This is a genomic window from Beduini massiliensis, assembly GCF_000829905.1.
In the GTDB taxonomy this organism is placed as follows: Bacteria; Bacillota_I; Bacilli_A; order Erysipelotrichales; family Coprobacillaceae; genus Beduini; species Beduini massiliensis.
The window spans coordinates 130,341-143,802 of the sequence record NZ_CDPP01000002.1 but is presented as its reverse complement, the minus strand read 5'-3'; the positions used below and the strand labels follow the sequence as shown (position 1 = coordinate 143,802).

General features: G+C 35.8%; 13 protein-coding genes. 10 read left to right on the top strand and 3 right to left on the bottom strand.

What is annotated here, in order from left to right:
- Positions 1-35: 35 nt before the first annotated feature.
- A complete protein-coding gene (locus BN1225_RS00700; RefSeq protein WP_041137911.1) occupies positions 36-662 on the top strand; it encodes a DNA alkylation repair protein in 627 nt (208 codons plus the stop codon).
- A 37-nt stretch (positions 663-699) separates the two neighbouring features.
- Here the strand turns inward: BN1225_RS00700 and BN1225_RS00695 are convergent, their stop codons facing one another.
- On the bottom strand, positions 700-930 hold the full coding sequence (locus tag BN1225_RS00695) for a hypothetical protein (protein WP_041137910.1): 231 nt from the start codon (positions 928-930) through the stop codon (positions 700-702).
- Between the two features lie 268 nt (positions 931-1,198).
- Positions 1,199-3,064, bottom strand: coding sequence for an ABC-F family ATP-binding cassette domain-containing protein (locus BN1225_RS00690; protein ID WP_041137909.1), 1,866 nt, complete (start codon positions 3,062-3,064; stop codon positions 1,199-1,201).
- Between the two features lie 207 nt (positions 3,065-3,271).
- Here BN1225_RS00690 and BN1225_RS00685 point away from each other — a divergent pair, with 207 nt between their 5' ends.
- From BN1225_RS00685 to BN1225_RS00645, 9 genes are all read left to right on the top strand, one after another.
- Positions 3,272-3,595 (top strand): PadR family transcriptional regulator, encoded by a 324-nt coding sequence (locus BN1225_RS00685; protein WP_041137908.1) that lies wholly within the window; start codon positions 3,272-3,274, stop codon positions 3,593-3,595.
- Entirely contained in the window at positions 3,588-4,646 is a 1,059-nt protein-coding gene (locus BN1225_RS00680) for an HAAS signaling domain-containing protein (RefSeq protein WP_041137907.1), read from the top strand. Before BN1225_RS00685 ends, BN1225_RS00680 begins: the two co-directional genes overlap by 8 nt.
- A 282-nt stretch (positions 4,647-4,928) precedes the next feature.
- Positions 4,929-6,851, top strand: a complete 1,923-nt coding sequence (locus tag BN1225_RS00675) for an aconitate hydratase (RefSeq protein WP_041137906.1) — start codon at positions 4,929-4,931, stop codon at positions 6,849-6,851.
- The gene (locus BN1225_RS00670) at positions 6,848-7,852 is read left to right on the top strand and encodes an isocitrate/isopropylmalate dehydrogenase family protein (RefSeq protein WP_041137905.1); all 1,005 of its coding nucleotides are present in this window, start codon (positions 6,848-6,850) and stop codon (positions 7,850-7,852) included. Before BN1225_RS00675 ends, BN1225_RS00670 begins: the two co-directional genes overlap by 4 nt.
- 3 nt (positions 7,853-7,855) lie before the next feature.
- The gene (locus tag BN1225_RS00665) at positions 7,856-8,536 is read left to right on the top strand and encodes a GntR family transcriptional regulator (RefSeq protein ID WP_041137904.1); all 681 of its coding nucleotides are present in this window, start codon (positions 7,856-7,858) and stop codon (positions 8,534-8,536) included.
- 10 nt (positions 8,537-8,546) lie between these two features.
- Complete coding sequence (locus BN1225_RS00660; protein ID WP_041137903.1) at positions 8,547-9,617, top strand: metallophosphoesterase; 1,071 nt, start codon at positions 8,547-8,549, stop codon at positions 9,615-9,617.
- A 41-nt stretch (positions 9,618-9,658) separates the two neighbouring features.
- The gene (locus tag BN1225_RS00655) at positions 9,659-10,087 is read left to right on the top strand and encodes a DUF2383 domain-containing protein (protein WP_041137902.1); all 429 of its coding nucleotides are present in this window, start codon (positions 9,659-9,661) and stop codon (positions 10,085-10,087) included.
- A gap of 97 nt (positions 10,088-10,184) precedes the next feature.
- On the top strand, positions 10,185-10,850 hold the full coding sequence (locus tag BN1225_RS00650; RefSeq protein WP_041137901.1) for a helix-turn-helix transcriptional regulator: 666 nt from the start codon (positions 10,185-10,187) through the stop codon (positions 10,848-10,850).
- Between the two features lie 11 nt (positions 10,851-10,861).
- Complete coding sequence (locus BN1225_RS00645; protein WP_041137900.1) at positions 10,862-12,490, top strand: putative manganese-dependent inorganic diphosphatase; 1,629 nt, start codon at positions 10,862-10,864, stop codon at positions 12,488-12,490.
- A gap of 86 nt (positions 12,491-12,576) precedes the next feature.
- Here BN1225_RS00645 and BN1225_RS00640 read toward each other — a convergent pair whose 3' ends face one another.
- Positions 12,577-13,416 (bottom strand): PocR ligand-binding domain-containing protein, encoded by an 840-nt coding sequence (locus tag BN1225_RS00640; RefSeq protein ID WP_041137899.1) that lies wholly within the window; start codon positions 13,414-13,416, stop codon positions 12,577-12,579.
- Positions 13,417-13,462: the final 46 nt, after the last annotated feature.

Here is a 13,462-nt window from a genome sequence, read left to right as displayed (position 1 = left end):
TTGGTTTAGTATCTAAGGGAAGGGAAAATGAGATTATGGAAGCATACATAGCGTACTTATCTGAAATATTATTGGTGAAGGAAAACTTAAAATTGGTAAAAGAAGAAGCAAAAAAATATTATCAATCTCATTCAATGAAAGAATGTAGTGAAATGGGACTTCGACTTTATGCTTCTGAACATTATCCGATTCAGGAAGTCGGAATTTTTCTGCTAGGGTATAGTGCGCATGAATTCCCATGGGCATTAACCTTTCTAAAAGAGCGTGTTAGTCAGCACGAAAATTGGAAAGTGCAGGAAATTTTGGCAATGGCATTTGATAGTCATTGCAAAATAATAGGTTATGAAACGGCACTTCCATTAATTGAGGAGTGGCTGAATAATGATTGTGCTAATGTACGCAGAGCCGCTTCTGAAGGATTAAGGGTTTGGACAAGCCGACCTTATTTTAAGGATCATCCGGATGTGGCAATTAAGCTGTTGTCGGCACATCGTCAAGATAATAGTCTCTATGTACGAAAATCAATTGGCAATGCTTTAAGAGATATCAGTAAAAAACATGGTGAACGTGTTTCTGATGAGTTATCAGCTTGGGATCTTTCGACTAAGGAAGTACAGCAGGTTTATAAGCTGGCTAATCGTTTTATCGAAAGTAAAAAATAAAATCGGTAGGGCTTTACAGCCATACCGATTGATTTTTTTAATAGTGAAGCAGGAACTCTTTTGCCTCTTGGCAAGATTCAAATATCTGGTTACTATCCAGAATGTAATTGACGGTATCTTGCCAGTCCTTTAAAGTAAAGTCCTCAGCAGCATAATTGCCAATAATCTTTTTAATTGAATTCAATAATTTAGGAGCATGTAAGTCTGAGAGATATTCACAGTTTAAATCGTTAGCAACACAATTAATTAAATGAAGATTTTCGTTCATGTCATACTCCTTTCTATCTGACCGACATCGTATACAATCAAGTTGTACACTTCTTGAATGATTTATAGATTCTTATTACAAGTTTATTCAATCACATATTCTATGTAAAGTCAAATGCTAATTTAAGCAACTTTATATCTTTTGTTTGTTTTAAAAACATCTTTTCATGACCGAAATAACATGCATTCATAAAGTGTACAATATGAATGATTATATTATAAAAATAATAGAATACGTTTCCATGATCTTTAATTGGTCATGGAATTTTTTAGTTAGAAGAAGCCGCCTCCCATTGATCCATCATTTCTAGTAACTGGGTTTCATATTCTTCAATTTGAGCAGTTAATTCATTGTACTTCACATAATCATTAACATATTCATCTAAATGAAGCAAATCGTTAAGATCTTGGATCTTTTTCTCCAACTTTGAGATAGTCTGCTCAATTTTTCGGATTTCATTTTGTTTTTTACGATCAATCGTCTGTTTAGCTTTATGTTCAAAATAATTGGTTTCTTTTTTGACTTCCACTTTTTGATTGCTGATCTGTTCGATATAGTGATCATAATTGCCTGGGAAATTAATCAATTCTTTCGGTGTCATTTCCACGATACGAGTAGCAATCTTATTAATGAAATAACGATCATGGCTGATAAATAATACCGTTCCTTCAAATTCCAAAAGGGCTTCTTCAAGTATCTCTTTTGAAGCAATATCTAAATGGTTTGTCGGTTCGTCCAAAATCAGCAGATTCGCATTCGTTAAAATCAGCTTTGCTAAAACGACACGACCTTTTTCACCTCCGCTTAACATTTGTATTTCCTTAAATACGTCATCATTCTTAAATTGAAATGAAGCTAGGATATTACGTACTTGGGTATTATTCATTTTTGGGTATTCATCTTGAATTTCGTTAAAAATCGATTTAAGTGGATGCAGTGACGTATGCTCCTGATCATAGTAGGCCGTTTCAACATGGGTGCCAAAGGTAATTTTTCCATCACTTGGTGAGAGTTGCTGTAAGATCAGTTTAAAAAGAGTGGTTTTTCCTATTCCGTTTGGACCGATTAAGGCGATTCGTTCGCCTCTTTTCACATCTAAGCTGAGATTTTGAAACAGCCATTCCTGATCATAGCGATAACTTAGATTTTCAAGCTGTAATACATTATAGCCGCTTTGAATCTGGGGGTGGAAGCGAAGTCGAATAGTTTCCGGGTCACTTTCCGGTTTATCCATCTTCTCCATTTTTTCTAACTGCTTTTCTTTACTCATTGCCCGTTTAATCGATTTTTCACGATTGTATGAACGTAGTAATTGGATGCTTTCTTCTTGTTTTTTTATTATTCGCTGTTGATTTTCGTAATGTTTCATTTCTACTTCTTTGTCTTTTGTACGGGTACGCACGTAAAAACTATAATTGCCACGAAAGAGTTTTGATTTCCCATGTTCAACCTCTAAGATAGAGGTACAGACCTGATCGATAAAATAGCGATCATGACTGATAATCACCACAGCGTGGTTATAGTTTTTTAAATAAGTTTCCAACCACATGATCGCTTTTGTATCTAAATGGTTCGTCGGTTCATCCAACAATAAAAGCGTGGGCTGAAGCAATAATAATTTGGCAAGAGATACTCGTGTTTTCTGCCCGCCGGATAAAGACTGAATGTTTAAATTAAAATCATTTTCAGTAAAACCCAATCCTTTTAATACCCCTTTGATTCGGCTTTGATAGCTGTATCCGTCTAATTCACTGAAACGATGAGTTAATTCATCATACTCTTTCATAATCGTATCTAACTGTTGTGTCTGGCTCATTTGGCTTTCTAATTCGCGCATTCGATTTTCCATTAAAATAATGGGTTCAAATACTTTGATCATTTCCGAATAAATCGTTTCCGTTAAATGAAGATTGCTTTCTTGGGTTAAATAGCCGATTGTCGTTCCTTTTGCTTTATAAATTTCTCCGCTGTCAAAGCTTTCCTGATTGGAAATAATGCGCATTAAAGTGGACTTTCCTGCACCATTGACACCTACGATTGCGATTTTTTCGTTATTTTCTATTTTAAAAGTAATATCTTTTAATATGGCTGTAGTTCCAAAAGACTTTGAAATATTACTGCATTGTAAAAGCATTTTTCTCACCTCACATAGTCCTTATTGTAACAAAAATAAATTTTAATTTATATATTGTGTAATACACAGTGATATGTTATACTGTGTTTGACACATAGATGTGTATTACACAGATACGGGAAGGAGATGGACATCTATCAAGAGAATAAGTTGTCAGTTAGCTTGGTGTAAGTGTATAATGAGTAATAAAGAGAGTAGGTGAGGACGATGGATACTCAATTTAAAAAAGGAGTGTTAGATATTTGTGTATTAGCGGCCATATCGAAGAATGAAATGTATGGATATGGTCTCAAGGTAGAAATGTCCAAATTGATGGATATTAATGAAAACACTTTATATCCATTGCTGAGAAGATTAGAAAAAGACGGTTTATTGGAAACATACACAAAAACAAGTGAGGCTGGCAGAGCTAGAAAATATTATTTAATTACTTCCAAAGGAACAGATTATTTGGAAACAATGAAAAAAGAATGGAAACAATTTACGAAAAGTGTGGATAAAATCCTAGAAGGAGGATATACAAATGAGTAAACAAGAATTTTTAGATATTTTGGAAGCAAAGCTAAGTGCTAAAGTCAATCGTGAAGAGACCGCCTCTTTAGTTCAATATTATGATGGCTATATCGATGAAGCCTTAGATTTTGGCATGAGCGAATCTGAAATCATTGAGCAATTAGGAGATTTGGACTTGCTGGTAGAAGAGATCACTCAAGGCTTATCACAAGAAAATATCGATATTTCCACAAGAGAAATCGCAGTGACCACAAATGATCTTGCGGGATTGGAAATGGACCTGCGCAATACTTCTGTAGAAGTAGTGTATGATGACACGATCAGCGGAATCAGTGTGAAAGTAGATAAACGTTTTAAACAAGATTATTTAGTCAAAACAATTGACGGCGTATTTAAGATAAAACAGATTAAATCATCCATCTCAGTGGGACCTGGGTTTGTTGTTCGCTACAATCGAGGAGATGATAAACGTTTGTTCGATTTTGATTTTAATTTTGATTTGGAAATTAAATCGCGCAAATTATATGTGAGAATTCCGACAAGTTATGATTTAGAGACTTCCATTGTCACAACAAACGCAAAAATTGATATTAGCGAAGGAAATGATAAAGTTCAAACAGCACCGGTTCGTTTAGCGACGACATGCAGTTCGATTACAGTCAATAATATGAAAATCAGAGAGCTTCATTTAAAAACAACAAATGCGCCAATTCGTTTAAATAATATAGATAGTGAAATTTTGGAAGCTATTACTTCTAATGCAAAGATCGTGATGGAAGATGTCCTGGCAAAACAATTAAAAGTACAGACGACCAATGCTAAGATCATAATGGAAGATGTCCTGTTTTTAGAAGGGAGAATAAAAACAACGAATGCAAAGATCAGCTGTACCTTAAGAAATAATGATTTGGCTAAACATGTTCGCTATAAAACAAGCAACTCAAAAGTCGTTATTGATGGTATTCGCTATGATAACAGAGGTGAATTGGATTTCAATGATCAGGGAGAATTATTGAGATTGGATGTTCAGACATCTAACGCAAAAATTGAATTAGAAAACTTTAGATAAGGGGATGGCAAGGTGGGCTTGCCATTCTTTTTATTTTCAATAAATTTAAAAAAGGCTTTTAAGAAAATAGATAAATATAAATAGAAAGATGTTAAGGTTTCGTTAAAAAAAGTTAAAATACATAAAATGGGAACTAAATAATTCATATTCGTATTTTAAATACAAAAATATAGTTAATATATCTAAATTTCATAAATTATTAATAAAATTATATTGTATTCTTAATAAACATCATGTATAATTGTATACAATACGGATTATGTATAATGGGGGGATCATTTTATGAACTTAGCGTATAAGATCTTAGCTTCTAAATTAGTATCCGGGGAATTAGTCCCTGGTCAGGAAATAGGAATTCGATTAGATCAAACATTAACACAAGATTCGACGGGGACCATGGCTTATTTACAGTTAGAAGCAATGGGAATTGATCATGTAGCGGTTGAAAAGGCAGTTGCTTATATTGATCATAATATGCTGCAGACAGGTTTTGAAAATATGGACGACCATGAATTTATTCGTTCGGTCGCCAAAAAACATGGGATTGTTTTTTCTAAACCGGGGAATGGGGTATGTCATCAGCTGCATTTGGAAAATTTTGCGAAACCGGGTAAAACATTGATTGGATCAGACTCTCACACACCGACTTGCGGAGCGATGGGCATGATTGCGATTGGAGCAGGTGGTTTGGATGTTGCCGTGGGAATGGCATCGGGGATTTATTATTTATCATGTCCGAGTGTCTTGCAGGTTGTGTTAAAGGGAGAAAAACCGACTTGGGTAAGTGCTAAAGATATTATTCTAGCGGTATTAAGAAAATTAAGTGTTAAAGGCGGGGTCAATAAAATCATTGAATATACCGGTACCGGAGCAGCTTCTTTATCGTTAACGGAAAGAGCGACAATTTGCAATATGGGAGCAGAACTAGGGGCAACGACCTCTATCTTTCCAAGTGATGAACGTACCTATGAATATCTTTATTTGCAGGGACGTGCTGAAGATTATATAGAGTTAAAAGCAGATGATGACGCTGTTTATGATGAGATAATTGAAATTGATCTTTCTAAATTAGTCCCATTGGTAGCACAGCCGCATTCACCGGATGCTGTTTGTGAGGTCGGGCAATTAGAAGGAATGTCGATTGATCAAGTGGTGATTGGCAGTTGTACCAATTCTTCCTTTTCCGATATGATGAAAGTGGCACATTTATTAAAAGGCAGAAAGGTAGCGGATCATGTCAGTTTGGTTATTGCTCCGGGTTCAAGCAGTATTCTTGCGATGCTGGCTGAAAATGGTGCATTAGCAGCGATGATTCAATCAGGAGCTAGAATTTTGGAATGTGGCTGCGGACCTTGTATCGGAATGGGGCAGGCACCTAAAAGCAAAGGAGTCTCATTGCGCACGATCAATCGTAACTTTAAAGGGCGAAGTGGTACGAATGATGCAAATGTATATTTGGTTTCACCTGAAGTTGCGGCGTTATCGGCAGTCAAAGGATATTTGTCCGATCAATTTGATGAGGATATGTATTTAGCCGATATTCCCAATATCCCTTATATCAAAAATCCACATTTCTTTATCAATGAATATGATCAAAAACAGGAGGTAATTATGGGACCGAATATTAAACCTGTTCCACGTGGTCAAAAGATTACGGATGTGATCAGCGGCGAAGTGGTATTGAAAGTGGAAGATAATATTTCGACGGATCATATTGTGCCCTCTGATTCAAAATTACTGCCTTATCGTTCCAATGTAGAACATTTAGCTAAATTTGCTTTCAGTAAAGTGGATTCTGAATTTTATGATCGTGCCATTCATGCTAAACAAGGATTTATTGTCGGCGGAGATAATTATGGGCAAGGTTCTTCTCGTGAACATGCGGCGTTAGTGCCAAGCTACTTAAATATTCGCGGGGTGATTGCGGTAAGTTTTGCTCGTATTCATCGATCTAATCTGATAAATAATGGAATATTGCCGTTAGTAATTAATAAAGAGGACTATGCATTGATTTCTCAAGGGGATCAGATAGAACTTATAGATGCTAAAGGGAGTGTGGATGAGGATCGGGAAGTCACGATCTTAAATAAAACGACGTCAAAAACCATAAAAGCCACATTAAATCTAAGTCAGAGAGAAAAGCAGATGCTGTTGTATGGCGGACTATTGAATATGATCAAAGAAACAGGAGGACAAAAGATATGAAAGCAGTGTTGATTCCCGGAGACGGTATTGGCAAAGAAATATCAGAAAGTATTCTTCAGCTCACTAATGCATTGAGTTTAGATATCGAATGGGTGACTTATCAGGCGGGAGCAGATTATGCCGCCGCTCATGGCGAATTGTTTGAACCGGGTCTATTAGATGCGATTAAAGAATATAAATGGGCGTTAAAGGGACCAACGGCAACACCGATTGGAACCGGCTTTCGCAGTGTCAATGTTGCATTGAGACAATACTTTGAAACTTATGCGAATGTTCGTCCGGTCAAATCATTAGCGGGGATTGCATCACGTTATGAGAATATTGATCTGGTCACCATTCGTGAAAATACAGAAGACTTGTACAAAGGAATTGAATATAAAATAAACGATAATATGGCAAATGGAGTAAAACTGATTACGCGAAAAGCCAGTGAAAGAATTTGCCGTTATGCCTTTGATTATGCACAAAAGCACAATCGTCATAAGGTCACAGCGGTGCATAAAGCGAATATTATGAAATTAACAGATGGACTCTTTTTGGAAGCTTATCGTGATGTCGCTAAAGATTATCCGGAAATTCAAACGCAGGAGATCATTGTTGACAACATGTGTATGCAGCTCGTCTTATATCCGGAAAAATATGATGTATTGGTAGCACCGAATCTGTATGGGGATATTATTTCAGATTTATGTGCCGGGCTTGTAGGCGGGTTAGGGTTTGCTCCTAGCGCAAACATAGGAGATGATTATCATATTTATGAAGCAGCCCATGGGTCCGCACCGGATATTGCCGGTAAGAACATCGCAAATCCAAGTGCATTGATCTTATCTTTTGTCATGATGTTGGAAGCATTAGGCCAAGTCGATGCGGCACAGCAAATAACGAAAGCTCTAAACGATGTAGTCAAAGAAGGTGTTAAAACAACTCCGGACATCGGTGGTCTATCAACAACAAAAGAATTTACTCAAGCCATTATCAATAAAATTCAAACGGGGAGGTAATCTATGGATACAGCTACAAAAAGTAATATTTTAAAAGAACGCGGGTCATTAGGAAATCGCACATTCTTAATTTTAAGAGATAAGATATTAAATGAAGAATACGCTAAAGGACAAAAATTAAACGAAGTGACTTTGGCAAGGGAACTGGAAATCAGTCGTACACCGATTCGAGAAGCATTAAAGCAGTTGGAACTTGAAGGACTGGTTCGCAGTATTCCCAACAAAGGGGTTTATGTCATTGGCTTTAGTGCTCGTGATATTGATGATATGTTTGAAATCCGTTTAGCGTTGGAAGGGTTGGCAATTGAACTGGCAATTGATCGTATGGATGAAGACCATCTAAACAAGATTAAGGAAATTTTTGAATTGATGGAATTTTATACAATGAAAGATGATCAGAAAAAGATTGCTTCTTTAAATATTGAATATCATGATGCAATTTATCAGTCAACACGTTCTCAGTACTTTGCACAATTATTAAAAGATATCAACTATTATGTATCTGTCACTTCACGTCATTCAATTTCTCAGCCGGAACGATTAGATACGGCATTGGAAGAACATAAGGCAATCTTTGAAGCCATTTTGAATAAAGATAAAAAAAGTGCACGCGAAATGATCAAGCGCCATATTCGTTCCACTCAGACATTAGTAAAACAGTTTTATGCGAAAAAGGCGCAATAAGCTGTTTTTTATGGAGAAAAAAATAATTTCTTCCCAATTAACAGGAAGAACGATTGCGATCAGCGATATTCATGGTCATTTAGATTTATTTCAACAGCTGCTTGATAAAGTGGATTATTCGACGCAAGATAACTTGATTATTATTGGAGATTATGTTGAAAAAGGGGAACAAATCTTAGAAACGGTTCATCGCATGCAGGATTTAGCGAGACAAAAGAATGTCTATATTTTAAATGGAAACTGTGAATGGGCTGTTTTAGATATGGTTTATCATTCCTTTCATTTAAAGCATTATCTTAATAATGTGTGTTATAGTATTTTTCATGAAATATTTCGCAAATATGATATTGATTATCATCGATATGAAGAATCAACGCTGAAAATTCTAGCACAGCTGCTTTTGAAAGAGGAACTGGCTTTTATTGAGTCCTGTGCCGTAATGCTGAAAACTAAGGAACATATTTTTGTTCACGCGGGAATTGAGGATCGTTTAGATGTTGAAAACAGCAGCCTTTCTTCATTGCTGGAACAGCGCTATTTTATGAATGGGAAGCATCCGTTATCACAGTATGTGGTAGTAGGACATCTGCCTGCCGCTAACTATCATTTATATCATATTGATAATCGGATCATTATCGATGAAAATAAACGCATGATCAGCATTGATGGCGGTGTTGGGGTAAAAATTGTTTGTCAGCTGAATGCTTTGATAATCGATAAAGATTATCAGACACAATACGTACGTCCATTCAAACGCTTTGCTATTAGTAAAGCCTATTATCCGGGAGTGTGTCATCATCATAAAGTGACTTGGCCTCATTATGAGGTAAACGTACTTGAAAAACAAGATGAATTTTCTCTTTGTCAGAAAGTATATAATAGAGAAAAACTTTCGATTAAAAATGAGTTTTTATATGTTGAAAATGATCAGTGGTACTGTAAGGATGATTATATTGACTACCACGTTAGTGTTGAAGTTCATGATGTGGTTGATGTCATTGATATTTACGGAAAATATGCTTATATCATAAAGGATCATGAGGTAGGTTGGATTTTAAAAGATTGTTTGATGAATCTGTAATAAAACGATTAGAAACGCCCAAACTATAGTGGGTGATAAAAATGGAACATGATATTGAAGTATTAGAAAGTTTAGTATCCGGGATTGATATGGGAATAAATGCCAGCGATGAGGTCATGAAGAATGTTGAAGATGAAAAGCTGAAAATGATTTTAATCGAACAGGCACGTTCATATAAAGCGTTGAAAGCAGAGGCGGAAGAACAGCTTGAATATTATCAGCGAGATAAAGAAAACAAGCATGTTTTTGAAACGGCGATGCTTAAATCAATGGTAAAAATGAAAACAATGATGAATAATGATGATCATAAGATCGCTAAAATGTTGATTGAAGGAAGTACACAGGCAATTATGTCAATGCAAACTTTGATCAATGATTATCCCGATATTGAGGAAAAACCAAAAGCATTATGTGAACAGTTTTTGAATTTATCAAAAGAACATATCAACCAGTGGAAAGATTTTTTATAAGCAGGCAAATGCCTGCTTTTAACGTCTTTATTATTAAAAAAATAAATTGTTATTACATTGGATTTCGTCTATAATGTTGATAAAGGAGTGTGGAAATATGCATCCAATATTAGAGCCATACGCTAAATTTGTTGCCTTCTTGGGGGAAGCCTTAGGAGATAATGTAGAGATTGCGTTACATGACTTAACGACTAAGAATAAAGAAATCGTTGCTTTATGTAATGGACAGATTAGCGGAAGGGATATGAATTCGGGGTTATCCAGCTTAGCTGTGCATTTATTAGATGACAAGCAGTATTTAACCAAGGATTATGTATTTAACTATAAAACAGTCGGTGCAGATGGCAAGTTGTTGCGAGCTGCTACTTATTTTATAAAAGATGGACAAAACGCTGAACCGGTGGGAATGATTTGTATCAATGTTGATATTACGGACTTTAATTACATTGAAGATACATTGAAAAAAATCTTAGGAATCAAAGATGAGACACCGGCTGAATTTGGGCGAGAAAATCCTATCGAAGTTTTATCTTATTCACTGGATGAAACGGTTGAAAGATATATTAAAGAAGCGTTGGAGGAAATGGGATTCCCAAGCTATTTCTTGCCCGAACGCTTGAAGGTTGACGAAAAAATCAAAGTCGTGAAGTTCCTGCAGGAAAAAGGAACTTTCAAAGTTAAGGGGGCGTTGGTTTTCGTTGCCAATAAATTAGGGGTGTCTGAACCCACCATTTACCGTTACTTAAAAAAAGATGCTATATAGGAGGAAGAAGAATGGCAAATAAAGTATACGTTTCAGGTCATAAAAATCCTGATACAGATTCAATCTGTTCTGCAATCGCTTATGCAAACCTTGTAAATCAATTAAAAAAATATGATGCAAAACCAGTAAGATTAGGGAATGTCAGTTTAGAAACACAATATGTGTTGGATACATTTAAAGTACCGGCTCCGGAATTATTGAAAACAGTCAGACAAACCGTGGCTGATTTAAAATTTGATCGTGTGGTGAAGTTTACAAGTGACTTTACTTTAAAAACAGCTTGGGATCTCATGAAAGCAAAATCATTAAAGACTGCACCGATCGTAGATAAGAATGCCACATTATTGGGAATTCTTTCTTCAACAAGCCTAATCGAAGGATATATGGGCGGATGGAATGCGAATATTTTAGCGGAAAGCAAAACACCTGTGGAAAACATTATTGAAGTGTTGGAAGCGAAATGCTTGTATCGCAATAATGAAGATACTTATTATGGAGAGCTGCAAATCGGTTCAATGTCTTCTGCGGAAATGAAAAAACGTATTCAAGAAAAAGATATTGTATTAGTCGGTGGAGATCGTCGTTCTGCCATTGAAGTGTGTATTCAAAATAAAGCAGGATTAATTGTTCTGACAGGGAATCTGCCATTAAGTCAGGAATTGGCAAAACAGATTCGAGAAGCGAATATCACAACCATTTTAACGCCGTATAATACTTATATGGCTTCACAGATTATCGTACAGGCAATTCCGGTATGTCATGTTATGGATACGGATAACATTACTTGTGTTCATGTAGAAGATTCAATCGACCAAGTTAAAGAAGTGATGACAGAAACACGTTATCATAACTATCCGGTATTGGATGTCAATGATAAAGTATTGGGAACACTGAGTCGTTATGACGTTATTGTAGATGAAAAGAAACAGATTATTCAAGTCGATCATAATGAGCGTGGTCAAGCTGTTGATGGTATTGAAGAAGCAGAAATCTTAGAAGTGATCGATCACCATCGTGTTGCTGATTTTATGACGATGTCGCCATTATATTTCCGTGGAGAACCGGTTGGATGTACAGCTACGATTGTAGCAAAAATGTATCATGAAAACGGAATAGAAATCACTAAAGAAATGGCGGGATTAATGTTAGGGGCAATCGTCTCAGATACGTTGTTATTTAAGTCACCGACATGTACACCGATTGATGAACAAATGGCAAGAGAATTAGCGAACATTGCCGGAGTAAAAATTGAAGACTTTGGTATGGATATGTTTAGAGCAGGAACTTCATTAAAAGGAAAAACGGTTTCCGAAATCTTAAATGCAGATTATAAACCATTCAAATTTGGTGACAATAAAGTGGGTGTCGGACAAGTAAACAGCATGGATATTGACGGGTTCTTACCTTTAAAAGAAGAAATGCTGGCATATATGAATGAAAAGGTTGAGAAAGATGGTTTAGATTTCATCATGCTGTTAGTGACCGATATTATTAATGCCAATAGTGAAGTGTTTGTAGCCGGAAAAGAAGAATTAGTGGAACAGGCATTTAATTGTCAGTTAGTGGATCATCAAGCGACATTGCCGGGTGTGATTTCACGTAAAAAACAAGTTGTTCCGGTAATTACGGCTTTATATTAAAATAAAAATGATTTACCTTTTGACTTTCTTTAATCAGTTAGCATTATCGTCTAACTCTTTAGGAAAGCATTTTGGTAAATCTTTTTTTATTCCATCTTATTTGAAATTTTCATGAGTTGGTTTCGATATCCCGTAGGACTGATCTTGAATGTTTTCGTGAAGGCTTTGGTAAAATAATTTTGATCGGAAAACCCACATTGATTGGCAATTTCTTTAATGGGAACCTGAACATCTTTTAAGAAAATCTGAGCATGTTTTAATCGATATTCGATTAAATACTGACGTACAGAAATGCCATAAGCCTTTTTAAAAGTATTGGTGATGGTTGCTTTACTGCAGCTAAAATGTTCGCATAAATCCTCAAGCAAAATAGGACGGTAGTAATAATAATGAATATATTCCTTGATTGCTAACGGAAAATCAGGGGAAGGACTTTCGACTTGATGTGTAAACGTAATATAAGAAGCACATATTTCCATAATGGCTGAACAGGCCGTTAATTTTTCTTGGGTATGCATCGTCAACTGTTCGATTGTTTCTTTTAGATATGCTTTATCTTCAACGAATTGCTCACTTTTTTGATAAGTATATTCCCTGTCGAATTTAGAATTGCTGAGCGTCTGTCCCATCATTAAATAGCCGGTCAGCTTACCACAGTAATACAAAGGAGAGATGGCTTCATATAAGCCAAAATGACATTGGTATACGTATAATCCTCCTAACTTTTCTGCTTCTTTAAAACCAATGTGATCATATTGAAGACAGATTTCACAGGCTTTTGGATTTCTATGAAGCAATTTGCAGAAAGCGGTTTGCTCAGGATAGGAACAGATTGTTTGATAATTAGAATCCATTAATGTCATTCTGAATCCGGAAACGGTATACAACTGTTTTAAGATGTCGAGTAATTCTTCTTTTTGGCTCATTCTTCTTCTCCTGCATGTTAATCGAAATTACCTATTATTATACATT